This window comes from Sphingomonas citri, assembly GCF_019429485.1.
GTDB lineage: Bacteria > Pseudomonadota > Alphaproteobacteria > Sphingomonadales > Sphingomonadaceae > Sphingomonas > Sphingomonas citri.
In genome coordinates, this window is the sequence record NZ_JAHXZN010000003.1 from 194247 (window position 1) to 219323 (window position 25077).

Consider the following 25077-nt stretch of genomic DNA (forward strand, 5'->3'; position numbering starts at 1 on the left):
TCCCGCTGGTGGTTACATCGTCAGCTGTGGCTGCGGCATCTTGCCCAGCCGCACCTGCCGCGCGAAGATATCGCGCATCAGCGACAGCGAGAACAGGTGCGCGTAGAGCAGCGGCAGCAGGCCGGACTGCGAGATCTTGCGCAGCTGGTCGCCGCGCAGGTCGACCAGCTTCTGCTCGTCGACCATCTGGAAGCCGCGATAGACGAAGGGCTGCTCGACGCCGTCCTGCTGGATCGACACCTCGCCCTCCATCAGCAGGCCGAGCTCGCGCACCTCGTTCATGAACTGCGCCGTGCGCGCCGCGGCCTGCTCGAAGTTCTCGTTGAACTGCAGGATGTTGCGCGTCAGCTCCGTGGGCTGGCCGTTCTCGAACAGCGCGTCGCCCTGGTCGAACGCGCCGATCGTCGGCGAGGTCGGGTCGAAGCACAGCGACAGCTCCTGCGCGTCCGGGGTCAGGCGCGCGAGCATGTACGGGTAGCGGCGGACATAGGCGGGGACGTAGATCGTCTCCTCGAGCAGCTTGCCGCTGTCGTCGAGGAAGACGTTGACGCCCTCGTTGAGCCCCATCAGCGCCAGCGGGATCGCGTCGTCGCCCGAGGAGAAGACGATCGGCATGTGCCGCTGCACCAGCGGGAATTCCTCCACCGTCAGCGGAATGGCGTGCTGGTTGGCGAGGAAGGGCGCGACCGTCGAGGGCTGCACCTTGTAGTTGGCGTGCGTCTCGCTCGAGAGCGGCTCGAGGCCGTTGTAGAAGAGCGGCAGTTGCGGCGCGCTGGCCATGGGAATCTCCAAAGGACGGTGAGGGTTGGCAGTCAGGTCGCGGCGCGTCGCCCCCGGTCGCCGCGCGGATGGTCGCCGGGGTTATTCACTGCCGCGGTCGGGCGCAAGCGCGACGAGTTTGCCCGGATTGAACAGCTGGCCCGGATCGAACGCGCGCTTGATTGCGCGCAGCGCGTGGAGCCGCGCCGGCGGGCCGAGCCGCTCGAGCTCGGCGCGCTTCATCTGCCCGATGCCGTGCTCGGCCGAGATCGAGCCGCCCGCCGCGGCGACCAGGTCGTGGACGAAGCGCGACACCACCGGCACCTGCTCGGCATACCAGTGCGCCGGATCGGTGCCCGGTGCGGCGCGAACGTGGAAGTGGACGTTGCCGTCGCCGAGATGGCCGAAACCTGAGGCGCGCGTGCCCGGGAAGCGCGCGTCGCACGCCGCCGCGGCCTCGACCATGAAGCGCGGCATCGCCTCGACCGGCACCGAGATATCGTGCTGCGCGGCGGGACCGGTGGCGCGCTCGGCGTCGGAGATCGACTCGCGCAGCCGCCAGAACGCCTCGGCCTGCGCCTCGCTCTGCGCCAGCGCGGCATCGCCGATCTCGCCCGCGTCGAGCGCGGCGGCGAGCTGCGCCTCGACCAGCGCGGCGGGATCGTCGCCCGCCGCGTCGGCGGTGACCTCGAGCAGCACGTGCCAGGCGTGGCGCCCGGCGAGCGGCGCGCGCGCGTCGGGCAGATAGGCCAGCACCGCGGCGAGCGACTCGTCGGGGAGCAGCTCGAAGCTTTCCAGCGCGGGCGTGGCGCGCTGGAAGCGGCGCAGCAGCGCCATCGCGGCGTCGGGCGAGGTGACTCCCACCCAGGCGACCGCGCGCGCCGCCAGCGCGGGCACCAGCCGCAGCGACGCGGCGGTGACGACGCCCAGCGTGCCCTCGGCGCCGATCAGCAGCTGGTCGAGATCGTAGCCGCGATTGTCCTTCTTCAGCGCGGCGAGCCCCTCGTGCAGCGTGCCGTCGGGCAGCACCGCCTCGATGCCGGCGACCAGCCCGCGCATCGTGCCGAAGCGCAGCACCTGCGTCCCGCCCGCGTTGGTCGAGACCAGCCCGCCGACGGTGGCGTTGCCCTTGGCACCGAGCGAGAGCGGGAAGCGGCGACCCTGCGCCAGCGCGGCGGCGTGGAGATCGGCGAGCACCACGCCCGCCTCCGCCACCACCAGCCCCGCGGCGGGGTCGAGACGCCGGATCCGGTTGATCCGGCGCAGCGAAAGGATCGCGGCGCTGCCGTCCGCCGGTGGGGTCGCTCCGCCCACCATCGAGCTGTTGCCGCCCTGCGGCACCAGCGGCACCCCGAGACTGCGCGCGGCGACGACGATCGCCTGTACTTCGGCAGTGTCGCGCGGTTGGAGCAGCAGCGCCGCGCGGCCGTGCCAGCGCCGCCGCCAGTCGATCAACCAGGGCGCGATCGCGTCCGGATCGGTGACGATCGCGCCGGGCGCGAGCTGCTGGGCAAGCATTTGGGCGAGGCGGTGTTGCACGTCTGTCACGCTCCGCCTCTTGCCCGACAAAGCGCCCGCGTTCAATTCAGCCGGCATTCAACCGACTCTCCGCAACGGGCCGTGCCGCATGCCCCAGCGCTTCCTGCCCGTTCTGACGCTGCTGCTGACCGCCCCGCTGGCAGTGTCGGCGCGCGCGCCCGATCCGGGCTGGGCCGGCGTGCAGTACGCGCAGCTGACGATCCACGAGCGGCTGATCATCCGCATCCCGCGCGTCGCCCCCGCACCGCGGGGCGCGCGCGTCGTCACCCCGGCGGCGGTCGAGTGGCAGGAGAAGCGCGGCCCCGAGTGCCTGCGCGTCACCGCGCTGACCGGCGCGGCGATCGACACCAAGGGCGACGTCGATCTCGTCATCGAGGGCGCGCGCCGCATTCGCGCCAAGCTGGACGACGACTGCCCGACGCTCGACTTCTACGCCGGCTTCTACCTGCGCCCGACGAGCGACGGCCAGATCTGCGCCGGCCGCGACGCGATCCGTTCGCGCTCGGGCGCTTTGTGCCCGATCAGCAAGTTCCGCACGCTGGTGCCGAAGAAGCGGAAATAGCGGGCGGGCCGCGGGGCGCCACGCCATCTTTGCTCGACAGCAGCGAGACGCCAGGCGGCGACGCCTTTCCCTCTCCCACCCCGCCGCCGACCCGCATTCTCCTTGACTTCTCGCCGCGGATAGGGAAGCGCTCGGGGCTAGGCTATTCCTGCGGTTCCGCCCGCGCCCCACAGCCCGGACATCTGCATGAGCTTCGCCGATCTCGGCCTCTCCGACGAACTTCTCCGCGCCGTCGGCGACACCGGCTATACCGAGCCGACGCCGATCCAGGCGAGCGCGATCCCGCCCGTGCTGATGATGCGCGACATCATTGGCATCGCGCAGACCGGCACCGGCAAGACCGCCAGCTTCGTGCTGCCGATGATCGACATCCTCGCCCATGGCCGCAGCCGCGCGCGCATGCCGCGCAGCCTGATCCTCGAGCCGACGCGCGAGCTCGCCGCGCAGGTCGCCGAGAATTTCGAGAAATACGGCAAGTACCACAAGCTCTCGATGGCGCTGCTGATCGGCGGCGTGCAGATGGGCGACCAGGTCAAGGCGCTGGAGAAGGGCGTCGACGTGCTGATCGCCACGCCCGGCCGGCTGATGGACCTGTTCGGCCGCGGCAAGATCCTGCTCACCGGCTGCTCGATGCTGGTGATCGACGAGGCCGACCGCATGCTCGACATGGGGTTCATCCCCGACATCGAGGAGATCTGCACCAAGCTGCCGGCGACGCGCCAGACGCTGCTGTTCTCGGCGACGATGCCGCCGCCGATCAAGAAGTTGGCCGATCGCTTCCTCAGCAATCCCAAGACGATCGAGGTGGCGCGCCCGGCCAGCACCAACGTCAACATCACCCAGTGGGTGGTGCCGGTGAAGGGGACTTCGTTCGAGAAGCGGCGCGTGCTGCGCCAGCTGCTCGCGCCGGACGACGTGCGCAACGCGATCATCTTCTGTAACCGCAAGACCACCGTGCGCGAGCTCAACAAGAGCCTGCAACAGCACGGCTTCGCCAGCGGCGAGATCCACGGCGACATGGACCAGCCGGCGCGGCTCGCGGAGCTCGACAAGTTCAAGAAGGGCGAGGTCAACATCCTCGTCGCCAGCGACGTCGCGGCGCGCGGGCTCGACATCAAGGGCGTCAGCCACGTCTTCAACTTCGACGCGCCGTGGCATCCGGACGATTACGTCCACCGCATCGGCCGCACCGGTCGCGCCGGCGCGACCGGCGTCGCCTACACGCTGGCGGCGCCCGACGACCTCGAGAACATCGAGAACATCGAGAAACTCACCGGCCAGAGGATCGCCCGGCTCGAGGCGCTGCCAGGCGCTGATACGAGCGCGGGAGCGGAAGCGGTCGAAGAGGAGCGTCCCCGCCGCGGTCGTGAGCGCGGGCAGCGTCGCGGCGCGCGCAGCGAGGCGCCGGTCGAGTCGATCGTGGCCGGGTCCGGCCCGGACGAGCCGCGCGAGCGTCCGCGCCGCGCCGCGCGGCCGACCCGCGACGAACGCCCGGCCCGCACCGAGCGACCCGCGGCCGAGCCGCGCGCCGCTGCGCCGAGGCAGGAGCGCTACGCCGATCGCCGCCGCGAGCGCGACGAAGCGCCCGACGACGGCGGTTGGAACGGCCCGGTGCCCGACTTCCTGCGGGTGACGCTGACGGTCTGAGCCGCGCGCGCATCCTCCTGCTTCCGGTGCGTTATAGTCGCAGGTTCGGCGACGGAGCGCGACACGGATGGGCAAGGATCACGACGATAAGCACAAGGAGGGGCATGCCAGCCTGGAGGAGCTCCAGCTCGCGCTGGTGCACACCCAGCAGGCGGCGGCACGCAGCGGCGAGCGGGTCGTGCTGGTGCTCGAGGGCCGCGACGGCGCCGGCAAGGACGGCGCGATCAAGCGAATCGTCGAGCACAGCTCGGTCCGTGCCACGCGCGTGGTGGCGCTGCCCAAGCCGTCCGACCGCGAGCGCACGCAATGGTATTTCCAGCGCTATGTCGCGCATCTGCCCGCCGCGGGCGAGTTCGTGATCTTCAATCGCTCCTGGTACAACCGCGCCGGCGTCGAGGTGGTGATGGGCTTCTCCACCGCCGCCGAGCAGGCCGAGTTCCTGCGCGACGCGCCCGATTTCGAGCGCATGCTGGTGGAGAGCGGGATCAAGCTGGTCAAGCTGTGGCTCGACATCAGCAAGGACGAGCAGCGCGAGCGGCTCGAGGCGCGGCGCGAGGACCCGCTCAAGGCGCTCAAGGTCTCCGACATGGACGCGGTCGCCCAGTCGAAGTGGGACGATTACACCGCGGCGCGCGACGTGATGCTGACGCGCACGCACACGCCGCTGGCACCGTGGCACTGCGTCCGCGCCGACGACAAGAAAGCGGCGCGGCGCGCGATCCTCGCGCACCTGCTCCACCGCGCCGCCCCGCCCGAGATCGCGCGCGAGGTGCCGCTGCCCGATCCCGACGTGCTGTTCACCTTCGAGGCGGCGGCGCTCAAGGACGGGAGGCTGGCGGACTGAGGCCGACGCAGGGCGCGACCGCCGCCCCTCACGCTACCGTCATTCCGGACTTGATCCGGGATCCATGCTTCCGCGGTAACAGCGGCGTGGGTGCGCGCGGCACCATGGATCCCGGGTCGAGCCCGGGATGACGCGGCAGGGCGGCGCGCGATGCCGCGCGTGTTGCCCTTGTCGCCACTGGCTCCGTGGGTCGGCAGGCCGACTCAACCCACATTAGGGCAGCACGCTTGCCCCTACCCCCGCGCAGGTGCATCAGGCGCGCATCCTCCAGCTCAAGGAGCAACGATGCGTTCCCTCGCCGTCGCCACCGTCGTGGCGCTGATGTCCTCCTCTGCGGTCGCGCAGACGCTCAGCCCGACCAACCCCTTCGCCCAGCCGAGCAACTTGCCCTATCAGGCGCCGCCCTTCGACAAGATCAAGGACTCGGACTATCTCCCCGCGCTCGAGGCGGGAATGGCCGAGCAGCGCCGCGAGATCGCCGCGATCGTCAACGTCCGCTCGATGCCGACCTTCGAGAACACGATCGCCGCGCTGGAGAAGTCGGGCCGGCTGCTCGAGCGCGCTGCCCTCGCCTTCTCGGGCGTCAACGGCGCCAATACCAATGACGTGTTGCAGAAGACGCAGGAGGTGCTCGCCCCCAAGTTCGCCGCGCACCAGGACGCGATCAACCTCGACCCGCGGCTCTTCTGGCGGGTGAAGACGCTGTACGACCAGCGCGACACGCTGAAGCTCGACGCCGAGCAGCGCCAGGTGCTGACGCTGACCTATGAGAACATGGTTCACGCCGGTGCGCAGCTGAACGACGCCGACAAGAAGGCGCTGAGCGCGCTCAACGCGCAGCTCTCCACGCTGGAGACCGCGTTCCAGCAGAAGCTGCTCGCCGCGGCCAAGGCGGGCGCGCTGGTGGTCGACGACAAGGCCAAGCTCGCCGGCCTCTCCGACGCCGAGATCGCCGCCGCCGCGGACGCCGCCAAGGAGCGCGGCCTCGCGGGCAAATACGTGCTGACGCTGCAGAACACGACTCAGCAGCCCGCGCTGGCGACGCTCACCGACCGCGCCACGCGCGAGGCGCTGTTCAACGCGAGCTGGACCCGCGCCACTAAAGGCGACGCCAACGACACGCGCGCGACGATCAGCCAGATCGCGGCGCTGCGCGCGCAGAAGGCCAAGCTGCTCGGCTTCCCGACCTGGGGCGACTATGTCCTGTCCGACCAGATGGCGAAGTCGCCCAAGACCGCGCTGGCCTTCATGCGCCAGCTCGGCGCGCCGGTCGCGGCCGAGCAGAAGCGCGAGGCGGGCGAGCTCCAGGCGCAGATCAAGGCCGAGGGCGGCAGTTTCGCGCTCAAGCCGTGGGATTGGGACCTCTATTCGGAGAAGCTGCGCAAGGCGAAGTACGACCTCAACCAGGACGAGCTGAAGCCCTATTTCGAGATCAACAAGGTACTGACCGACGGCGTGTTCTATGCCGCCAACCAGCTCTACGGCATCACCTTCAAGCGCCGCACCGACATCCCCGTCTACCAGCCCGACGTGATGGTCTACGAGGTGTTCGAGGGCGACGGGCGTACCATCGGGCTGATGTATTTCGACTATTGGAAGCGCGACAACAAGAACGGCGGCGCGTGGATGTCGAACTTCGTCAACCAGGCGAAGCTGCTCGGCACCAAGCCGGTGATCTATAACGTCGGCAATTTCACCAAGCCGGCGGCGGGCCAGCCCGCGCTGATCACCTTCGACGACGTGACGACGATGTTTCACGAGTTCGGCCACGCGCTGCACGGGCTGTTCGCGAACCAGACCTACCCGTCGGTCTCGGGCACCAACACCGCGCGCGACTTCGTCGAGTTTCCGTCGCAGTTCAACGAGCATTGGGCGCTCGATCCCAAGGTGCTGCCGCACTATGCCGTCAACTATCGCACCGGCGCGGTGATCCCGGCCGAGCTGGTCGGCAAGATCAAGCGCGCCGCGACGTTCAACACCGGCTATTCGTTCGGCGAGGCGCTGGCCGCTGCCGAGATGGACATGAGCTGGCACTCGCTCCCGGCCAGCGCGGGCCAGCAGGACGCCGACACGTTCGAGGCCAAGGCGCTGGCCGAGACCGGCCTCGACACCGCCGACGTGCCGCCGCGCTATCGCTCGAGCTATTTCCTCCACATCTGGGGCAACGGCTATTCGGCCGGCTATTATGCCTATCAGTGGACCAAGATGCTCGACGCCAACGCCTACGACTGGTTCGAGCGCAACGGCGGCATGACCCGCGCCAACGGCCAGCGTTTCCGCGACATGATCCTGTCGAAGGGGCATACCGAGGATTACGCGCCGATGTTCCGCGCCTTCTACGGCAAGGACCCGGAAGTGGCGCCGCTGCTGCACAATCTGGGGCTCAACGCGGACGGGTCGCGCGTCGCGCCGTGACGGGGTGAAGGGCACTGCCGGTGATGTGCGGTCGGCCGGCCGGTGGGCTGCCGGCATGAGTGAGCTACCCCCTCCCCTTCAGGGGAGGGGTTGGGGTGGGGCGTATCCGCGAACGCTGCGTCAGCGGAGAGGCCCCACCCCAGCCCTCCCCTGAAGGGGAGGGAGCCTCATGCGGGCAGAGCTACGTTTCTCCGCGACAGTCGGGCCTGGAGGCGCCGCAGCGAAGCTCCGCTTCTATGAACCGCGCGCAACCAACCCGACGACAGCCACCCGCCCGCCTACCGCGCCCGGCGCAGCACCCAGGCGATCGTCGCGCCGCCGGCGGGGGCGAGCGAGTCGATCACGATCTGCTTGGTCGGCACCAGCCGGCCGTGCGGGTCGCTCCACACGCTGTCCTCCACCGTCAGCCGGTCGGCGCGCGCGCGCAGCTGCCAGAAGCCGCCCGACGGCGTGCGCAGCATCGCCGCCTGCGCGTCCGCGGTGGCGACCGCGTCGACGCCGGGGCCGAGATGGAAGCGCAGCGCCAGCGGGGTCATCGCGCCTTCCACGCGGCGGCCCCAGCGCGCCGGCTGCGGCGCGGGCAGCACCGCATCCTCGCCGCGAAGCTCGCCGCCGTCTGCGGTGAGCAGCAGCGTGCGCTGGTGGACGAAGCCGAAGCGCCGCGCGTAGCCGTCGTGGCGCGCCTCGATACGGCTCCCCACCTCCGACTCCTGTCGCGCCAGCTCCACCGCGGTGACGCCGCGGCCGAGCGTGCCGTCGGCGTTGAGCGCGGTCGAGTTGGTGTCGGCGATCACGAGCGTCGAGTGCGCCGCGGTGGTGCGCAGCGCCTGCGCCATCGCGTCGTTGCCGCGCGCGCGTGCGTGGCCCGCACCGCCGCAGCTCACGATCAGCCGCTCGGCACCGTCAGAGAATTCTATCGCCAGAGTCGCGGCGCAGCCGCCGTCGGGCACCGCGGCGGCGGGGGGCGGGGCGGCGTCGACCAGCAGCACCGCGCCGCCCGCGCTCAGCCGCTGATAGCCCCAGTCGCGCGACTGGCGCAAAGGTCGCCCGAACGCCCCGCTCGCCTGCAAGGCGTCGTTGATCCGCGTGGCGTCGAGCGGCAGCCCGCCCTGCCAGCTCGCCAAACCGCCGTCGCCCATCGCACTGCCGAGCAGCGCCGGCGTCGCGCGCGTCAGCGCGGCCGCCAGCGCCTCGGGCAGCGGCTCGCGACGCGAGTCGTAGAGCGCGCGCAGCAGCCCGATGGTCTCCATGACGGAGAGCAGCTGCGCCGGCGAGCGGCTGACCACGCCGCCGTCGTCGCTCAGCGCGCCCGCGAGCGCGCGCGCGAAGCCGTCCTCGCCGACGCTGCGCCGGGTCTCGCCGCCGGGCAGCAGCAGCCCCGCCGCGACCAAACCGCCCCAGGCGAGCACGCGCGGCGCTCCCGCCGGCGCCTTGTCAGCGGTGCGGTCGAGGTGACGCGCGCCCCGCGCCATCGCGGTCAGCACGCGCGAGCGCGCCACGAGGTTGCTCGACGAGAGCAGCAGCGGCGCGTGGAACAGTAGCATCAGCAGCCGCCGCGCGGCGACGTCGGGGCGCCATGCCGGCTCCGTCGGGCGCTCGCCGTGCGCCATCAGCCAGCGCTGCGCCAGCGTCTCGGCGATGCTCGCCGCGCGTTCACGCTCGCCCGTCGCGGCGAGATCGCGCAGCCAGGCGAAGCCGTGGAGATAGTCGGTGAAGCCTGGCCGCGTCGGGGCGAGCGGGTCGAGCTCGGCGATGGCGCGCTGCTCGCCCGCGGCGAACAGCCAACCCTCCAGCAGCGCCTCGCCCGCCAGCTCGTCGCCGGGGAAGGGGTCGACCGGCACCGCGAGCAGCTTGGGCGGGTGCTGCCCGTCGAGCCGACGGTCGTGCAGCGGGGTGCGCCAGGTCAGTCGCTCGAACCAGCGCACCACCTGCTGCGCCAGCGGCGCGCCGGTCGCGGGGGCGGCGCGCACCAGCCGCTTGCCCGGCTCGATCTCGTCGTGGTGTGTCGGTCCCTCGCGTGCCTCGGGCCCGCGACCGTGTCCGTCCGTGCTCATCGCCTCAGTCGCCCCGCAGTGCGCGGATGTTGGCGGCGTAGCAGTCGGGCCCGCCACGGAAGGTGGCGGTACCAGCGACCAGCGCGTCCGCCCCTGCCTCGATCGCGCGGCGCGCGGTGTCCGGGTCGATGCCGCCATCGACCTCGAGGTCGATCGTGCGGCCGGTCGAGTCGATCATCTTGCGGATCGCGGCGATCTTGCGCAGCTGACTATCGATGAAATGCTGCCCGCCGAAGCCGGGGTTGACGCTCATCACCAGCACGAGATCGACCATGTCGATCAGATAATCGAGCATCTTGGCCGGGGTGGCGGGGTTGAGCACGACGCCGGCGCGCTTGCCCAGCGACTTGACGTGCTGGATCGTACGATGGACGTGCGGCCCGGCCTCGGGATGAACCGTGATCGTGTCGGCGCCGGCCTCGGCGAAGGCGTCGAGAAAGGCGTCGACGGGCGAGATCATCAGATGGACGTCGAACGGCTTGGCGGTGTGCGGGCGCAGCGCCTTCACCACCGCCGGACCCATCGAGATGTTGGGGACGAAATGGCCGTCCATCACGTCGATGTGGATCCAGTCGGCGCCGGCGGCGTCGATCGCGCGCACCTCCTCACCCAGCCGCGCGAAGTCGGCGGAGAGGATCGACGGGGCGATGCGCACGGGTCTGGTCATGCGCGCCGAGGTAGCGCGATGCGGCGCCGGGTTAAAGCCGCGTGAGCCGCGCGACGAAGAAGCCGTCGCAGCCGCCCACCGCCTCGACCGTTCCCGGCAGCGTCCGGACCCAGCCCTCGCTCGTCGGAGCGACGCCTTGCGGCAGCTCGGCTTGGGTCGGCGGGGCCAGCGCGAAGTCGCCGCGCGCGGCGAGGAAGCGCGTCAGCTGCGCCTCGCCCTCGGCCGGCTCGAGCGAGCAGGTGGCGTAGACCAACGTCCCGCCCGGCGCGACCCAGTCGGCGGCGCGGTCGAGGATACGCGTCTGCAGCTCGGCCATCTCGGCGATCGTGGCGTCGCCGGCGCGGTGGAGCACGTCGGGGTGGCGGCGGAAGATGCCGGTGGCGCTGCACGGCGCGTCGACCAGCACCGCCTGGGCCGGCGCGCCGGGCGACCAGTCGAGCACGTCGGCCAGCGCGATGTCATAGGCGAGCCCGATACGATCGCGATTGTCGCGAAGTCGCGCCGCGCGACTCTCCGACACGTCCACCGCGGTGACGGCATAGCCCGCCGCGGCGAGCTGGAGCGTCTTACCGCCCGGCGCGGCGCACAGGTCGAGCGCGCGCGCTCCCGGCGCCGCGCCGGTGGCGAGCAGTCGGGCGGGGATCGAGGCGGCGAGGTCCTGCACCCACCAGGCGCCTTCGGCATAGCCGGGCAGCTCGCTCACCGCCCCGGCGCCGGCGGGCAGGCGGACATGGCCGGGGGCGAGGCTGGTGCCGCCGAGCCGCTCGACCCAGTCGGCGGTCGTGCCGGGGTCACGCAAGGTGAGGTCGAGCGGTGGCGGCGCGGCGATCGCGCGCGCCGCGGCGGCGACAGCCTCCTCGCCCCAGTACGCGCGCCAGCGCTCCGCCACCGCGGGGAGCAAGCTCGGCACCTCGGATAGCGTCGCGCCGCCGCGCATCAGCGTGCCGAACACACCGTGGACCAGTCGCTTGGGGCCGCCGTCGACCAGCGGCAGCACCGTGGCGATCGCGGCGTGCGGCGGCGTGCCCAGCGCGAGTGCCTGGACCAAGGCGACGCGCAGCACGAAGCGCGCTTTGGCGTCGTCGGGCAGGCGCTGGCGCGTCGCCGAGTCGATCAGCGCGTCGAGGTCGGGCAGACGGCGCAGCGTCTCGGCGGCGATGGCGTGGGCGAGGCCGCGGTCGGGGCCGCCGGGCAGCGCGCGCGTAGCGAGCGCGAGCGCGGACTCGAGCGGCTCGCCGCGGCGGAGCACCGCGTCGAGCAGGCGCAGCGCGGCGCGGCGGGTGGCAGTGCCGAGCGGGTCGGGGCCGCGGGCGGGGCGGGAGGGCTTGGCGGGCCGGGCGGCGGGGCGCGCCATGATCAGCGCGGCGCGCGCGGGTTGAAGCGGGTCATGCCCGCGCATATGTCCCTGTCGACGCGAGCGATCAATCGGAAGGACGTCCGCATGGGCCAGCGCCCCGACCACGTGAAGCCGCCGGCGCACCTCAGCCCCAACCCGCCGGTGCCCGCCCCGGAGCCGCTCGACCGGCCCTCCCAGGACCCGCTCGGCCGCGACCCGGTGCGCTATGGCGACTGGGAGCGCGACGGCATCGCGATTGACTTCTGAGGCCTTGAGTCAGTCGTTGAGCCGCAAGGTCAACAGGAGGGTGCGCGGCGCGCCGGGCAGGTTGAGCAGCGGCGAGGTGCCGTGCCCGGCGACGATGTAGCGCGTGTCGCCGAGATTATAGCCGTTCAGCTGCACGCGCGCCGGACCGATGCGGCACCAAGCCGTCACGTCGGCGGTGACGTAATGCGGCAGTACCGTCGTGTTGGCCGGGGCGGCCCAGCGGTCGCCGACATAGTTCAGCCCACCGCCGACGCCAAACCAGTCGGCCACGCTCCCGGTTACGAAGACATTGGCGGCGTGACGCGGGGTGATCGTCGCGCGCTTGCCCACGAAGGCGGGGTTGGCGGAGGCGGTGACCCGCGCGTCGAGGTAGGAATAGCCGGCGATCGCGTGGAGCCCCGCGGGGAGGTCGAGCTGTCCGGAGAGCTCTAGCCCGCGCGTGCGCTGCGTGCCGATCGGCAGGAGCGTGATCGGCTCCGCCGGGTCGGCGCCCTTGATCCCGGTGCGACGCAGTATGAACCCCGCCGTCTGGAGCGCGAGCCGACCGCCGAGCAGCGTGTATTTGGCGCCGACCTCGCGGTTGACGGTCTGCTCGGGCGCGAGCTCGGCGTTGTTGGCGGCCAGCGCGAAGGTCTCGGCGGAGGGCTGGAAGCTGCGGCTCCACGCGACGTGATAGGATTGCGCCGGGTCGGGCTGGAGCACCAGCCCGGCGCGCGGGCTCCAGGTGCGGTCGAGCCGCGCGAGATTGGGTTGACCGGGCAGCAGCTGGCGCGTGCGCTGCGTGAACCAATCGTGCCGCGCGCCGATCAGCGCCTTCACCCCGTGGCCGAGATCGGCGAGATCCTGAAGGTACAGCGCCTGGGTCTCGAGCGTGGTGCTGGTGCGCGCGCTCAGCGCGGTAAAGCTGGCGTTGTCCATGACTGGCAGCACCGGGTCGAACAATGCGGTGCGTGCGACCACGCGGTGCGCGTAGGTGCTCGCGTCCTTCAGCTGGCGCGCCGCTTCGTAGCCGTAAAGCAACTGGTGCTGCGTGCCGGCGAGCGCGAGCGTCTGGGTCACCTCGGCCTGGTTGGACCAGCCCTCCTCGCGCCGACCGATCCGATTGTGGCGCAGCGTTACGGTGAGGGTCCCGGGATCGACCGCGTCGGGCAGCGTGCCGTGGCGCTCGAGCGTATAATCATAGTGGCGAAAGCCGTCGCGGAAACGCAGCTCGTCAGTCACGACATGTTCGACCACAGCGGTCTGCGACAGCACCTGGCTCTGCGTGCTATCGGCGTCGCGCGCGTTGGCGGCGCCGTAATAGCTGCGCGCCGGCACGTCGACGGGGCGGCCGTTCAGCGCGGGGATACCCATGTCCATCAGCCGGCGATCGCGGACATAATCGGCGACGGCGTAGAGGCTGGTCGACCCGCCTTGTACGAGCAGCGAGGGCGCCAGCGCGACACGACGCAGGAACTGCTGCTCGCGATAGCTGTCGCTGTCCTCATACGCACCGGTGAGGCGCAGGCCGACCGCGCTCGCCGCAATGTAGCGGCCCAGGTCCCACTCGGCGCGCCGGTGGCCGAAGCTGCCGCCGGTGAGCGTGGCGGAAGTGACGTCGACGTCGGGGCGCTTGAGCACGCGGTTGATCAGTCCGCCCGACGAGCCGCGCCCGTACAATACCGCGGCGGGCCCCTTGATCACCTCTACACGCTCGGTGTTCGAGAGGTCGCGGAAGTAGAGGGCGTCGTCGCGGAAGCCGTTGACATATTGGTCGGCGATCGCGCTGAAGCCGCGGATCGTGACTTGGTCGCGCTGGCCGTCGCCGGTGGAGAAGCCGACGCCGGGCACGTTTTTGAGCGCGTCCTGCAACGACAGCGCACGCTGATCGCGCAGCACGGCGGCGGTGATGACGGCGACCGACTGCGGCAGGTCGCGCAACGGAGCCACGGTCTTCGCCGCGGCGGTGTCGGCCCGGCCGTAGCCGTCGCGCTTGCCGGTGACGACCACGTCGTCATCGCCGCCTGGCTCGCCGGCTATCGCGGCGTTGCTCGCTGCGGACAACGATATGATCAGGGCCGTCGCCCACGACGTGCGCATCGATGATCCTCTGTGTCGCCGCCTCGGCGCAAATCCGTACGTCCACGCCCTGCAACTAATGCGTGTCAATCGCAGCTAGGTTGCAGAAGACCCGTTTCGGTGACCAGTTCGTCAGCCGCACGCGCGTAAACATGCACAAACAGCTTTGAACATGTGCGAGAAGGACGTAGAAAGCGTGCATGAACAATGATCTTTCGGAACAAAGGCGGGAGACGATCGCGTCTCGCCTGATGGCGGGCCAACCCGTTGTCGCCGCGTCGCTGGCGACCGAGTTCTCGGTGTCAGAGGACGCGATCCGACGCGACCTGCGCGCGCTCGCCGCGGAGGGTCGGTGCCGCCGCGTCTACGGCGGCGCGCTCCCGATCACCGCGGCCACCCGACCGCTCGCGGCGCGCGCGGACGAGGCGACGGCGGGCAAGCGCGCGCTGGCCCGCGCCGCGGCCGAGACGATCAGGCCGGGCGAGCGGATCTTCCTCGACGCGGGCAGTACCCATCTCGCGCTGGTCGAGATGCTGCCGGACCAGGCCGACCTCACGCTGGTCACCAACGCGCCCGACATCGCCGCGGCGGCGTTGCGGCGCGGCGACCTGACGGTGCTGCTGCTCGGCGGCATGGTCGACCCAGCGGTCGGCGGCTGCGTCGACGCGGTCGCGGTGCAGGCCGTGGTGCAGTTGCGGCTGGACCGCGCCTTCGTCGGGGCCTGCGCGATCGCCGACGAGGGCGTCGCCGCCTTCCACCACGCCGACGCGAGCTTCAAGCGCGCGGTGATCGCACGCGCGGCGCAGGTGATCGTGCTCGCCACGACCGACAAGCTCGGTGCGGACGCTGGCTATCACGTCGCGCTGCCGGGCGAGGTAGCGCTGCTGGTGATCGAGGAGGCGACGACCGCCGCGCAGCGTCGTGAACTCGATGCCGCCGGCTATGCGCGGCTGCTGATTGCCCCCCCGGCATGAGCGCGACGCCCTCCGCCGACCGGCCCGCGACGCGGCTGGCGACTCGGCTCGCCTTCCTCGTCGCCGGCTTCGGTATCGCTTGCTGGGTACCGCTCGTGCCGCTCGCCAAGGCGCGGCTCGGCGTCGATGACGCCGGTCTCGGTCTGCTGCTGCTGTGCATCGGCGCGGGGTCGGTCGCGGCGATGGTGGCAACCGGGCCGCTCAGCGCGCGGCTCGGCAGCCGGCCGGTGATCGTCGCGGGCGGGGTCGCGCTGGCCCTGCTGCTGCCGACGCTGGCCGTGGCCGCCACGCCGATCACGCTCGGCGTGCTGCTGCTGCTGTTCGGCGCCGCGCTCGGCTCGCTCGATGTGGCGATGAACATCCACGCCGTCGAGGTGGAGCGCGCCGCGGGGCGGCCGCTGATGTCCGGCTTCCACGCGCTGTTCAGCATCGGCGGCTTCGCCGGAGCCGCGCTGATGACGCTGCTGCTCAGCCGCGGGGTGGCGTCGCTCGCCGCCACGCTCGCCTGCGCGCTGCCGATGCTGGTGGCGATGGCGGTGGCGACGCCGCGCCTGCTCGCCGTCCGCGCCGAGCCGGGACCGCTGTTCGCGCTGCCGCGCGGCATCGTGCTGCTGCTCGCGCTGCTGGCGATGGTGACCTTCCTGGTGGAGGGTGCGATGCTCGACTGGAGCGCGCTGCTGGTGGTGCAGCGGCGGCTCGCCCCCGCGGCGCAGGCGGGGCTGGGCTATATCCTGTTCGCCGCGGCGATGACCGCGGGTCGACTCGGCGGCGACGCTCTGGTGGCGCGGCTCGGTGACCGGCGCACCCTCGCCGCGGGCGGACTGCTCGCCTGCGTCGGTCTGGTGACGCTGCTGGCGCTGCCGGCACCGTTCGCGCTGGGCGGCTTCCTCCTGGTCGGCCTCGGTGCCTCGAATATCGTGCCGGTGCTGTTCCGCCGCGCCGGGGCGCAGCGCCGCATGCCGCCCGCGCTCGCGATCGGCGCGATCACCACGCTCGGCTACGCCGGCGTGCTGGTCGGGCCGGCGGGGATCGGCGTCGCCGCCGCGGCGGTGGGGTTGCCCGCCTCCTTCTGGGCGCTGGCCGCGCTGCTCGCGCTGGTGCCGCTCACCGCCCGGCGCGCGGCCGGCGAGGTTTGAGGCGGCCGCTCAGCGCCGTATTTGGAGCGCCACCACCTGGTCCCAGGCGGCGCCCAGCGGCGGCAGGCCGGCGAGCTCGACCGCACCGTTTCGCGCGGTGACCGTCACCGCCGCGCCGCCGTCGAGCAGCCGCGCCGAGCGTACCTTCGCTGTCAGCGGCAGCCGCACGCGCCCGTCGTGCGCGCGCAGCAGGTGGACGTAGACGGTGTCGCCACGCTGCGTGGTCACGCCATAGTCGCCGGGCGCGACCGGGCCGCCGCGCGTGCCGTAGATGCTCTCGCCGTGACGCTTCATCCACTCGCCGATGGTATGGAAGGTGGCGAGGTTCTCGGGCTGGATCTCACCGTTGGGCATCGGCCCGGTGTTGAGCAGGAAATTGGCGTTCCGGCCGGCCGCGCCGACCATCGTACGCACCAAGGTCTCGGCCGACTTGTAGTTGTCGTCCACCAGGTTGAAGCCCCAGCTGCCGTTCATCGTCTCGGCCATCTCGAGCGGCAGCCGCCCGATCGTCGCCTTGTCGCCGTTGAACCCCATCGTGTTCTCGCCCGGCAGGTCGCGCTCGAAGGTCTGGTAATCCTCGCCCGGGAAGGGCGCGTGGTGGTGGTTGTTGACGATCAGCGCGGCCGGCTGGAGCGAGTGGATCAGCGCGTAGGTGCGGTCGAGCCGCCAGCGGTCGCGCAGCGCGGTCTTCTCCTGGTCCCACCAGCCGTCGAACCAGATCCCGCCGATCGGGCCATATTGCGTCAGCAGCTCGCGCAGCTGCGCGTCCTGATAGTCGAGGTATCGCTCCCAGTCGCCCGCTTCGGGGCGCCCGGTGGTGTGCCCGGTACGACCGCGCGGAAAATAGTCGGGATTGTGCCAGTCGAGCTGCGAGTAATAGAAGAACAGCTTCACGCCCTGGCGCCGGCAGGCCGCGGCGAGCTCGGCGATCGGGTCGCGTTTGAACGGCGTCGCATCGACGACATTGTAGCGCGACACCTTGCTGCCGAACATGGCGAAGCCGTCATGGTGCTTGCTGGTGATGACGATGTAGCGCGCGCCCGCGTCCTTGAAGGAGCGCACCCAGGCGTCGGCGTCGAAACGGGTCGGGTTGAAAAAATGCGCGAGCCGCTCGTACTTCGCGGCGGGGATCTTGTTCTCCTGCATGATCCACTCGGCCAGCCCGGGCGAGCCGCTGCCGCCGAGCTCGCTGTAGAGCCCCCAGTGGAGGAACACGCCGAACTTGGCGTCCTGGAACCAGGTCCGAGCGGCGAGATTGGCGGCCGCGGGCGTGTAGGTGGATGCGGCGGGGGGCGGGGCGGGGGTGGACTGCGCGGACACGCCGATCGGTGATGCCAGCGCCGCCATGATCGCCGCTGCGACGACCGCGCTGCGGCCCCTCGGACTCCATTCCATAACAGACGCCCTCTCCGACGTGTTCGTCTTCGCGACGAGCGTAGCATAGCGATGCGGCGGCGCCAGTGACCAACGTGCACAATCGCCGGCTCAGACTAATGCGACCGACTTGCATTAGCTTGAGATGGTGTCTATCGCGCCGGGAAGGATCAGCGGCTCAACCCTCAGCTTTTATCCCGCGAACGCGGGAATCCGCGGCCCAGCAGGCCACAGCCGGCAACGCTCAGGGCTGCTGCGCCCCCGCGCGCGGGAGCACGGAGGAGATGGCCGAGCAGTTGATCCACGGGAGGGGACGGGGATGCGGATCACTTGGGGAGTGTTGGCGGGCCTGTGCGCCTCGGGCGCGAGTGCGCAGCTGCCGGGCGAGTCCGCATCGGCGAGTGACGCGCGCGGCGAGGTCGTCGTCACCGCTGCGCGCACCGTCCTCCCCGCGAGCGCGCTGCCGCTGACCGTCGACGTGATCGATCGCGAGACACTGTCGCGGCAGGTCGCGGTGTCGGGCTCGGTGGTCGACGCGGTGTCGGCGCTGCTGCCGGCGTTCTCGCCAACGCGCGAGAAGATCACCGGCGTCGGCGAGACGCTGCGCGGCCGCTCGCCACTCTACGCGATCAACGGCATCCCGCAGACCACGCCGATCCGCGACGGCGCGCGCGACGGCTACACGATCGACCCCTTCTTCATCGACCGCGTCGAGGTGATCTACGGCTCGAACGCGCTCCAGGGCATCGGCGCGACCGGCGGCGTGGTCAACCAGGTGACGGTGCGCGCGCCCGAGCGCGACGGCTGGAGCGGGCGCACGCTGGTGCAGGGCAACGCGGGGGACGATCTCTCGGGCGAGTCGCTCGGCGGCAAGCTCGGCGCGCTGGTGAGCTATCGCGCCGGGCGCGTCGACGCGACCGCCGGGGCCGCGTTCGAGCGGCGCGGCGCCTTTCTCGACGGGCGCGGGCGCCGCGTCGGCTATGACGGCAACCAGAGCGAGATCCAGGACACCGACACGCTCTCCTTCTTCGCGCGCGCCGGCGTGGCGCTGAGCGACAGCGCGCGGCTGGAAGTGGTGGCGAGCCGCTTCCATCTCGAGGGGCGCGACCATTATGTCCCGGTCGAGGGCGATCGCGCCACGGGCGTGCCCGCGACGACGCGGCGCGGCTCGACTCCGGGACAGCCCTCTACTGGCGTCGCGCAGATGGTCTCGGCCTCGCTCACCGACGGTGCGCTGGCGGGAGGCGCCTTCACGCTGCAGGGCTTCTACAACCGCACCAGCGACACGTTCGCGGGCGGCGTGCTCGCGACCTTCCAGGACGCCGCGATCGCGCCGGTCGGCACCTTGTTCGACCAGTCGCGCAACGTCTCGCGCAAGCTCGGCGGCAAGCTGAGCTACGAGCGCGCGGTGCCCGGCTGGCAGGCGCTGACGCTCACCGCCGGGTTCGACGCTTTGGTCGACCGCACCGCGCAGACGCTGGTGCAGACGCAGCGCGCGTGGGTGCCGCGGACCGACTTCCGCAGCCTCGCGCCGTTCGCGCAGGGCAACCTCAGGTTGGCGGACGGCCTGGTGCGTCTCGCCGGCGGCGTGCGCTACGAGAATGTCCGGCTCGACGTGCCCGATTACACCACGCTGGCGACCTCGGGTGCGCGCCGCGTCACCGGCGGCTCGCCCGCGTTCGAGCGCGCGCTATGGAACGGCGGCGTCGTGCTCGAGCCCGCCGCGGGTATCCGCGCCTATGGCAGCTACGCCGAGGGCTATACGATCGCCGACATCGGACGCGTGCTGCGCGCGGTGAACCAGCCGAATGTCCGGATCGACGACTTCCTCGACCTCACCCCGGTGATCTCGAACAATCGCGAGGTCGGCGTCGAGCTCAAGCGCGGCCCGCTCACCGCGAGCAGCACCTATTATTGGTCGTCGAGCGAGGCGGGCTCGGTGCTGGTGCGTGGCGACGACGGCATCTTCAACGTGGTGCGCCAACCGATCGACATCCAGGGGCTGGAGCTCAACCTCGACACGCTCACCCCGCTTCCCGGGCTCAACGTCGCACTCGGCTACAGCCACGTCACCGGCCGCACCGACACGAACGGGGACGGCCGGCTCGACGCCGACCTCGACGGCGCCAACATCTCGCCCGACCGGCTCAACCTCAGCGCCGACTATCGCGCCGGGCGCTTCAGCGCGCGGGTACAGGGGCGCTATTATCTGTCGCGCCGCTTCCAGGGCCAGCCGATCGCGAACGACTTCGGCGGCTACCGCCTGTTTGACGCCTATCTCGCCTATGACGCGCCGGTCGGGCGGCTGATGCTGAGCGTGCAGAACCTCGGCAACACCGACTACGTCACCTACTACAGCGACACGCAGGGACCGACCGACAACGCGCGCTTCTATACCGGCCGCGGGCGCAACGCGACGTTGAGCTGGCAGACGAGCTTCTGATGCGCGCGCTGGCGCTGCTGCACCGCTGGGTCGGCGCGATCGTCGGCGTGCTGCTCGCGCTGCTCGGCGTCACCGGCGCGCTGCTGGTGTGGCGCGATACGCTGACGGTGGTGCCGCACGTCCGCGACGCGGTGTCGCGCGACCCCGCCGCGCTGGCGCGCGTGCTCGACGCGCTCGCCGGGGGCGCGCGGCCGCTCGATCGCGTGACGCTCGCGGGCGAGGGGCTGGGGGTGCACCAGGTCGTGTTTCGCGACGGCGGGGGCGCCTATCTCAGCCAGAGCGGCGAGGTGGTGGCGCGCTGGTCGAGCGCGTGGCAGCGGCCCGAGCTGCTGTTGTTCGACCTCCACCACCGCCTACTGTTGGGCGAGCTCGGCGAGACGGTGAATGGCGTCGCGGCGCTGGTCGGGCTGGTGCTGGTGGTGAGCGGCGTCGTGCTGTGGTGGCGGACGCGTATGCGCTTCCGTCCGCGACTCTGGCCCGCGCGGATGACCTCGGGCGCGATCGTCCACCACCACCGCGACCTCGGCGTGCTGACCGCACCGCTGCTCGCGCTGTCGCTGCTCACCGGCGCGATGATGGCGCTGCCGGCGGTGGAGCGGCTGCTGCTGGCGCCGCTCGGTATGAGCGACCGGGCGCGGCCGCCCAAGCTGGTGACGACCGACACGACGCCCGCGACGCCGACACGCTTCGGCCCGCTGCTGGTGGCGGCGGCGCGACGCTTCCCCGGTGCGGAGGTGCGGCGGGTGCAATGGCCGCGCGACGCGGGCGCGCCGCTGGCGCTGCGGCTACGGCAGCCGTTCGAGTGGACGCCGAACGGGCGGACCTTCGTCTACGCCGATCCGGCGATGCTCGCGATCGTCGGCGTCGCCGATCCCGCGGTCGGCGGCGCGCACGAGCACGCGCGCGAGAAGCTTTACCCGCTCCACGCCGCGAAGGTCGGCGGCCTGGCATGGAAGCTGGCGATCACCGCCTCGGGCCTGGCGCTGGCGCTGCTCGGCAGCCTCGCGGTCTACGGTTTCTGGGCGACGCGGGCGCGGGTGAGCGCGGCGCGGCGAAGGAGGCGCTCTGTCACGTCGCGCAAGCGGATCGCCCTGTAGATCCGGGACGGCCGCAAGCTGATCCTCCCCTTACAGGGGAAAATTGGTAAGGACGTCGGACGAGTAGTGCACGCCTCACAGCGTCACGCCGCGCTTCCAGATCGCGATCTCGCGCTCGCCGTTGCGCTCGGCGGCGGTGGGCTCGCCCGAGGCGATCGCGACGATGCGCGCCAGCAGCGCGTCGGCGGTGGCGTCGAAGCCGCGCTTCAGCACCGCGCCCGCGTCGAAGTCGATCCAGCCCGGCTTGCGCTCGGCCAGGCCGCTGTTCGAGGCGATCTTCACCGTCGGCACGGGAAAGCCGAGCGGGGTGCCGCGCCCGGTGGTGAACAGGATCACGGTCGCGCCCGCGGCGGCCAGCGCGGTCGAGGACACCGCGTCGTTGCCCGGCGCCTCGAGCAGCGTCAGCCCGCGCGCGTGCGCCGCCGCGCCATAGCCGATCACGTCGCTGATCGGCCCGCGCCCGGCCTTCTGCACCGCGCCGAGGGACTTCTCCTCCAGCGTGGTGATCCCGCCCGCGACGTTGCCGGGTGAGGGGTTCTCCGAGACCGTCTCGCCGTGGTCGAGGAAGTAGCGCTTGAAGTCGTTGACCAGCCCGGCGATGCCGTCGAACACGCGATGGTCACTGGCGCGGTCCATCAGCGACTGCTCGGCGCCGAAGATCTCGGGGATCTCGGTGAAGACGACGCTGCCGTCCGCCGCGACGATGCGGTCGCTGATGCGGCCGACCAGCGGGTTGGCGGTGAGCCCCGACAGGCCGTCCGAGCCGCCGCATTTGACCCCGAGCACCAGCTCGCCGAGCGCGCAGGGCTCGCGCGTCGCGCGCGCCGCCTCGGCCAGCGCGGCGACGATGGCGACGCCTTCCTCCACCTCGTCCGCGCTCGCCTGGGCGGTGAGCGCGCGCACCCGGCCGCGCGCCGTGGCTGGGATCGCCTCGATCAGCGCGGCGACCTGGTTCTCCTCGCAGCCCAGGCCGACGATCAGCACGCCGCCCGCATTGGGATGCGCCGCCAGCGCGGCGAGGATCGCGCGCGTCCCGCCCAGGTCCTGTCCCAGCTGCGAGCAGCCGTGCGGGTGAGTGAAGGCGTGCACGCCGTCGACCGCGTCGCCGACCAGCGCGGCGGCGCGCGCCGCGATCCGCTCGGCGGTGCGCGCGACGCAGCCCACCGTCGGCAGCACCCAGATCTCATTGCGCGTCGCCACGCGGCCGTCGGCGCGGCGATAGCCGAGGAAGCTCGCCGCGGTCGGGCGCTCCAGCGTGGCGGGCGGCGCGGGCGCGTAGCGATAGTCGAGCGTGGCGTCGAGCGCGGTGGCGAGGTTGTGCGAGTGGACGTGCTCGCCGGGGCGGATCGGCGCGGTGGCGTGGCCGATCGGATAGCCGTATTTGATCACCGCCTCGCCCGGCGCGAGCGCGGCGACCGCGACCTTGTGCCCGCGCGCCACGTCCTGCGCGAGCGTCAGCGTGTCTCCGGCAAGCGTGAGCGTCTCGCCCGCGCGCGCGTCGTCGAGCAGGGTGGCGACGCTGTCGCCGGGCGCGATCTTGAGGGCGCTGGCCATCTTACCTCCGGATTCCGGACCGATGGCTTGAACACTAGCGCATGATCCAGCCGCTTTGAATTGCCGCGTTCGGACGGCGGGCGTCCTCCTGCAAGCGCGGGAGTCCAGGACCGCCCGTACGACGCTTGCGGCTCAGGGCTCCGGCTTTCGCCGGAAGACGGGCGCGTCCGCGCGCTCAGCCTGCGCCGCTCGTCAGGATCGTGCCGTTGAGCCCGGCGGGGAAGAAACCGCCGCCCGTCACCGCCGCGCCGTTCTGGAAGACGACGTTGAGCACCTGCGCCGCGCTGCGCCCCAGCACCAGCCCGTCGCCGTCGGTCGGCACGAGATTGGCGGTCGCTGCCGTGCCGATGTCCTGGTCGGTGTCGCCCGCGCCGTCGAGCGAGTCGCGCAGCGCCGAGATCTGGCTCACCCGCGTGTAGATGCTCGGCACGGTCAACCCGCGGCGCCACAGCTCGGCGCGAATCGTCGCGTCATGGTAGCATTCGGCGGCGAGGATGCCCGCGCTCGCCTCGAGATAGGTCTTGTTGGTGAGCAGCCTGGCGGCGCCGCGGTAGGCGCTGACGCCGACGTCGGTGAGCAGGTAGGCGCCGATCAGGAAGTTCTCGTCGCTGGCATAGGGATCGAAGATGTCGCCCGCGCCGATCACCCCGGCGGCGCGCGCCGCCGCGGTGAAGGCGCCGACCGCGGTGGTGCCCGCGACGTCCACGCTCGCGCTGCCCGAGATGTTGATCGCGGGCTGCGCCACGCGCACGCTGCCCAACGTCTCGCGCAGGAAGCGGATGTGGCCGATCTCGTCGGCGGCGATCTCGCGCGCGTACTCGGCGACCACGTCGTCGCTGAAGTCGACCGCGCGCGCCGCGCCCGCGCCGCTGCCGGTCACCACCGGCCCCTGCGTGCCCATGCCGGTCAGCAGCGCGCCGTCGACGCCGCTGCCCGACACCGCATAGGCGTAATAGGCGCCCTCCAGATATTCGAGCTGGAGCGCGAAGTTGAGCACCGCGACGTCGGTGATCGCGCCGCTCGGCGTCGGAGTCGGCGAAGGCGTCGGTGAGCCGTTATCATTGTCGTCGCCGCATCCCGACAGCAGCGCCAGCCCGCCCGTCATCGCCGCGGCACCGCCGCACAGCCGGATGAAGCGGCGGCGCGCCTGGCGCTGCTGCTCGGCGCGCTCCATGAGGTCGAGGAACTCGATCGGATCGCTCATCGCCGTGTTCCTTAGTTCGCGCCGGAGCGACGAAGCGCCGCATTGGCATTATTGGTCCCGGCCGGGAAGAAACCGCCCGCGCTGACCTGCTTGTCGGTGAGATAGGCGATGTTGTGGACCTGCTCGACGGTACGGCCGAACACCAGCCCGCGCCCGTCCGTGGGGACGACGTTGGCGGCGCGGCCGTAGATCGAGGTGACCGGCGAGATGCCCTGGTCGTCGTCGTCGACGCGGCGCGGTGGGCCGTCCGAATCGTCGTCGCCGTCCAGATCGTCGCGCGCGTCGGAGAGCTTGTCGGCCTTCTCGCGCAGGTCGTCGACGTCGACGCCGCGGCGGTAGAGCGCGCTGCGGATCAGCCCGGCGTGGAAGGCCTCGGCGGCGAGCAGCCCCGCCGCGGCGTCGACGATCGCGACGTCGCTGAGCAGCGGCGCGGCGCCCTTGTAGGCGGTGACGCCGACGTCCTCGAACAGGAAGGCGGCGAGCAGGAAATTGTCGTCGCTGGCGTACGGGTCGAACACGCCGCCGCTGGCGTCGAGGTCGATGTCGGCGGCCCTGGCGGCGGCGGTGAAGACCGTGGTCGACAGGTCGATCGCGGGCTGCGCCACCGCGGCGCTGCCGAGCACGCGGCGCAGCACGGCGACATGGGCGACCTCGTCGGCGGCGATCTCGCGCGCGTACTGGATCACCGCCGGGTCGCTCAGCGCGGCGCGACGGGCCCCCGTGACCGACCCTTGCGTCTGCGTGCCGGTGAGCTGGTCCGCCGCCAGCCCGACGCCGGAGACCGCGTAGCTGTAGAATTGCGCCTCGAGATATTCGAGGTTGAGCGCGAAGTTGAGGATATCGGCGTCGCTCGCCGCGGTCTGCGCGCTGGCCTCGCGCGCCAGCATCAGCCCGCCCGCTCCCAGCACCGCCACGCCTGCGGCGTCGCGGAAGAAGGCGCGGCGCTCCTCGCGGCGGCGCGCGCGCGCCTCGATCAGTCTCTCGCCCGCGGCCATCGAACGCTCTCCCTCTTCGGCGCGGCGTCACGTCGCGCGCGAGGGGGATACGAGGGGCCGGCGAAAAGGATGCGTCAGGACCGAAACGATCGCGTCCTTACCCGCGGCGGCGACACCGGACGTCGAACGCGCGGCAGGCGCGCTAAGCGGAA

General features: G+C 71.7%; 19 protein-coding genes. 9 read left to right on the forward strand and 10 right to left on the reverse strand.

The features are described 5' to 3' along the window. Nucleotides 1-12: 12 nt before the first annotated feature. Together KZ820_RS11355 and KZ820_RS11360 are read right to left on the reverse strand one after the other, a co-directional pair. Nucleotides 13-780 (reverse strand): SapC family protein, encoded by a 768-nt coding sequence (locus KZ820_RS11355; RefSeq protein WP_183922193.1) that lies wholly within the window; start codon nucleotides 778-780, stop codon nucleotides 13-15. An 81-nt stretch (nucleotides 781-861) separates the two neighbouring features. Further along, nucleotides 862-2277, reverse strand: coding sequence for an FAD-binding oxidoreductase (locus KZ820_RS11360; protein ID WP_219748912.1), 1416 nt, complete (start codon nucleotides 2275-2277; stop codon nucleotides 862-864). Between the two features lie 109 nt (nucleotides 2278-2386). On the opposite strand from KZ820_RS11360, the gene KZ820_RS11365 reads away from it, so the two are divergent. The 4 genes from KZ820_RS11365 to KZ820_RS11380 all read left to right on the forward strand — a co-directional run bounded on the left by KZ820_RS11365 (nucleotide 2387) and on the right by KZ820_RS11380 (nucleotide 7766). Next, on the forward strand, nucleotides 2387-2860 hold the full coding sequence (locus tag KZ820_RS11365) for a hypothetical protein (protein ID WP_219748729.1): 474 nt from the start codon (nucleotides 2387-2389) through the stop codon (nucleotides 2858-2860). A gap of 186 nt (nucleotides 2861-3046) precedes the next feature. Beyond that, on the forward strand, nucleotides 3047-4507 hold the full coding sequence (locus KZ820_RS11370) for a DEAD/DEAH box helicase (RefSeq protein ID WP_219748730.1): 1461 nt from the start codon (nucleotides 3047-3049) through the stop codon (nucleotides 4505-4507). A gap of 67 nt (nucleotides 4508-4574) precedes the next feature. Further along, on the forward strand, nucleotides 4575-5351 hold the full coding sequence (gene ppk2, locus KZ820_RS11375; protein WP_219748731.1) for a polyphosphate kinase 2: 777 nt from the start codon (nucleotides 4575-4577) through the stop codon (nucleotides 5349-5351). A gap of 285 nt (nucleotides 5352-5636) precedes the next feature. Beyond that, a complete protein-coding gene (locus tag KZ820_RS11380; protein ID WP_219748732.1) occupies nucleotides 5637-7766 on the forward strand; it encodes a M3 family metallopeptidase in 2130 nt (709 codons plus the stop codon). 278 nt (nucleotides 7767-8044) lie between these two features. Here the strand turns inward: KZ820_RS11380 and KZ820_RS11385 are convergent, their stop codons facing one another. From KZ820_RS11385 to KZ820_RS11395, 3 genes are read right to left on the reverse strand one after another with little or no spacing between them, the layout of a single operon-like run. Further along, complete coding sequence (locus KZ820_RS11385) at nucleotides 8045-9820, reverse strand: heparinase II/III family protein (RefSeq protein WP_219748733.1); 1776 nt, start codon at nucleotides 9818-9820, stop codon at nucleotides 8045-8047. 4 nt (nucleotides 9821-9824) lie between these two features. Further along, nucleotides 9825-10487 (reverse strand): ribulose-phosphate 3-epimerase, encoded by a 663-nt coding sequence (rpe, locus tag KZ820_RS11390; protein ID WP_219748734.1) that lies wholly within the window; start codon nucleotides 10485-10487, stop codon nucleotides 9825-9827. A 31-nt stretch (nucleotides 10488-10518) separates the two neighbouring features. Next, nucleotides 10519-11841 carry an RsmB/NOP family class I SAM-dependent RNA methyltransferase gene (locus tag KZ820_RS11395; protein ID WP_219748913.1) on the reverse strand — a complete coding sequence of 441 codons (1323 nt, stop codon included), beginning with the start codon at nucleotides 11839-11841 and terminating at the stop codon, nucleotides 10519-10521. Nucleotides 11842-11928: 87 nt separating this feature from the next. Between KZ820_RS11395 and KZ820_RS11400 the strand changes: the two genes are divergently transcribed. Next, on the forward strand, nucleotides 11929-12090 hold the full coding sequence (locus KZ820_RS11400; protein WP_219748735.1) for a DUF1674 domain-containing protein: 162 nt from the start codon (nucleotides 11929-11931) through the stop codon (nucleotides 12088-12090). A gap of 9 nt (nucleotides 12091-12099) precedes the next feature. On the opposite strand, the gene KZ820_RS11405 is transcribed toward KZ820_RS11400, so the two are convergent. Further along, nucleotides 12100-14169, reverse strand: coding sequence for a TonB-dependent receptor (locus tag KZ820_RS11405; protein WP_219748736.1), 2070 nt, complete (start codon nucleotides 14167-14169; stop codon nucleotides 12100-12102). A gap of 179 nt (nucleotides 14170-14348) precedes the next feature. On the opposite strand from KZ820_RS11405, the gene KZ820_RS11410 reads away from it, so the two are divergent. Continuing rightward, nucleotides 14349-15122 carry a DeoR/GlpR family DNA-binding transcription regulator gene (locus KZ820_RS11410; protein ID WP_258048097.1) on the forward strand — a complete coding sequence of 258 codons (774 nt, stop codon included), beginning with the start codon at nucleotides 14349-14351 and terminating at the stop codon, nucleotides 15120-15122. Beyond that, the gene (locus KZ820_RS11415) at nucleotides 15119-16258 is read left to right on the forward strand and encodes an MFS transporter (RefSeq protein WP_219748738.1); all 1140 of its coding nucleotides are present in this window, start codon (nucleotides 15119-15121) and stop codon (nucleotides 16256-16258) included. Before KZ820_RS11410 ends, KZ820_RS11415 begins: the two co-directional genes overlap by 4 nt. A gap of 9 nt (nucleotides 16259-16267) precedes the next feature. On the opposite strand, the gene KZ820_RS11420 is transcribed toward KZ820_RS11415, so the two are convergent. Further along, nucleotides 16268-17653: an alpha-L-fucosidase gene (locus KZ820_RS11420; protein ID WP_219748739.1), complete on the reverse strand. Its 1386-nt coding sequence runs from the start codon at nucleotides 17651-17653 to the stop codon at nucleotides 16268-16270. A gap of 298 nt (nucleotides 17654-17951) precedes the next feature. On the opposite strand from KZ820_RS11420, the gene KZ820_RS11425 reads away from it, so the two are divergent. Both KZ820_RS11425 and KZ820_RS11430 read left to right on the forward strand, forming a co-directional pair. Beyond that, nucleotides 17952-20075 carry a TonB-dependent receptor gene (locus KZ820_RS11425; protein WP_219748740.1) on the forward strand — a complete coding sequence of 708 codons (2124 nt, stop codon included), beginning with the start codon at nucleotides 17952-17954 and terminating at the stop codon, nucleotides 20073-20075. Further along, nucleotides 20075-21172, forward strand: a complete 1098-nt coding sequence (locus KZ820_RS11430; protein WP_219748741.1) for a PepSY-associated TM helix domain-containing protein — start codon at nucleotides 20075-20077, stop codon at nucleotides 21170-21172. The genes KZ820_RS11425 and KZ820_RS11430 overlap by 1 nt, the downstream gene beginning before the upstream one ends. A gap of 75 nt (nucleotides 21173-21247) precedes the next feature. Here KZ820_RS11430 and KZ820_RS11435 read toward each other — a convergent pair whose 3' ends face one another. The 3 genes from KZ820_RS11435 to KZ820_RS11445 all read right to left on the reverse strand — a co-directional run bounded on the left by KZ820_RS11435 (nucleotide 21248) and on the right by KZ820_RS11445 (nucleotide 24925). Beyond that, nucleotides 21248-22726 carry a UxaA family hydrolase gene (locus tag KZ820_RS11435; RefSeq protein WP_219748742.1) on the reverse strand — a complete coding sequence of 493 codons (1479 nt, stop codon included), beginning with the start codon at nucleotides 22724-22726 and terminating at the stop codon, nucleotides 21248-21250. A 175-nt stretch (nucleotides 22727-22901) separates the two neighbouring features. Beyond that, nucleotides 22902-23930 (reverse strand): ferritin-like domain-containing protein, encoded by a 1029-nt coding sequence (locus tag KZ820_RS11440; RefSeq protein WP_219748743.1) that lies wholly within the window; start codon nucleotides 23928-23930, stop codon nucleotides 22902-22904. Between the two features lie 11 nt (nucleotides 23931-23941). Beyond that, a complete protein-coding gene (locus tag KZ820_RS11445; protein ID WP_219748744.1) occupies nucleotides 23942-24925 on the reverse strand; it encodes a ferritin-like domain-containing protein in 984 nt (327 codons plus the stop codon). Nucleotides 24926-25077 lie beyond the last annotated feature (152 nt).

Excerpts from the sequence above, each read along its gene's own strand:
- KZ820_RS11365 (WP_219748729.1), top strand. The coding sequence starts at position 2,387 with ATGCCCCAGCGCTTCCTGCCCGTTCTGACGCTGCTGCTGACCGCCCCG.
- KZ820_RS11420 (WP_219748739.1), bottom strand. The coding sequence starts at position 17,653 with ATGGAATGGAGTCCGAGGGGCCGCAGCGCGGTCGTCGCAGCGGCGATC.
- KZ820_RS11415 (WP_219748738.1), top strand. The coding sequence starts at position 15,119 with ATGAGCGCGACGCCCTCCGCCGACCGGCCCGCGACGCGGCTGGCGACT.
- KZ820_RS11395 (WP_219748913.1), bottom strand. The coding sequence starts at position 11,841 with ATGGCGCGCCCCGCCGCCCGGCCCGCCAAGCCCTCCCGCCCCGCCCGC.
- KZ820_RS11425 (WP_219748740.1), top strand. The coding sequence starts at position 17,952 with ATGCGGATCACTTGGGGAGTGTTGGCGGGCCTGTGCGCCTCGGGCGCG.
- KZ820_RS11370 (WP_219748730.1), top strand. The coding sequence starts at position 3,047 with ATGAGCTTCGCCGATCTCGGCCTCTCCGACGAACTTCTCCGCGCCGTC.
- KZ820_RS11360 (WP_219748912.1), bottom strand. The coding sequence starts at position 2,277 with ATGCTTGCCCAGCAGCTCGCGCCCGGCGCGATCGTCACCGATCCGGAC.
- KZ820_RS11380 (WP_219748732.1), top strand. The coding sequence starts at position 5,637 with ATGCGTTCCCTCGCCGTCGCCACCGTCGTGGCGCTGATGTCCTCCTCT.
- ppk2 (WP_219748731.1), top strand. The coding sequence starts at position 4,575 with ATGGGCAAGGATCACGACGATAAGCACAAGGAGGGGCATGCCAGCCTG.
- rpe (WP_219748734.1), bottom strand. The coding sequence starts at position 10,487 with ATGACCAGACCCGTGCGCATCGCCCCGTCGATCCTCTCCGCCGACTTC.
- KZ820_RS11410 (WP_258048097.1), top strand. The coding sequence starts at position 14,349 with ATGAACAATGATCTTTCGGAACAAAGGCGGGAGACGATCGCGTCTCGC.
- KZ820_RS11430 (WP_219748741.1), top strand. The coding sequence starts at position 20,075 with ATGCGCGCGCTGGCGCTGCTGCACCGCTGGGTCGGCGCGATCGTCGGC.
- KZ820_RS11405 (WP_219748736.1), bottom strand. The coding sequence starts at position 14,169 with ATGCGCACGTCGTGGGCGACGGCCCTGATCATATCGTTGTCCGCAGCG.
- KZ820_RS11445 (WP_219748744.1), bottom strand. The coding sequence starts at position 24,925 with ATGGCCGCGGGCGAGAGACTGATCGAGGCGCGCGCGCGCCGCCGCGAG.
- KZ820_RS11355 (WP_183922193.1), bottom strand. The coding sequence starts at position 780 with ATGGCCAGCGCGCCGCAACTGCCGCTCTTCTACAACGGCCTCGAGCCG.
- KZ820_RS11440 (WP_219748743.1), bottom strand. The coding sequence starts at position 23,930 with ATGAGCGATCCGATCGAGTTCCTCGACCTCATGGAGCGCGCCGAGCAG.
- KZ820_RS11385 (WP_219748733.1), bottom strand. The coding sequence starts at position 9,820 with ATGAGCACGGACGGACACGGTCGCGGGCCCGAGGCACGCGAGGGACCG.
- KZ820_RS11400 (WP_219748735.1), top strand. The coding sequence starts at position 11,929 with ATGGGCCAGCGCCCCGACCACGTGAAGCCGCCGGCGCACCTCAGCCCC.
- KZ820_RS11435 (WP_219748742.1), bottom strand. The coding sequence starts at position 22,726 with ATGGCCAGCGCCCTCAAGATCGCGCCCGGCGACAGCGTCGCCACCCTG.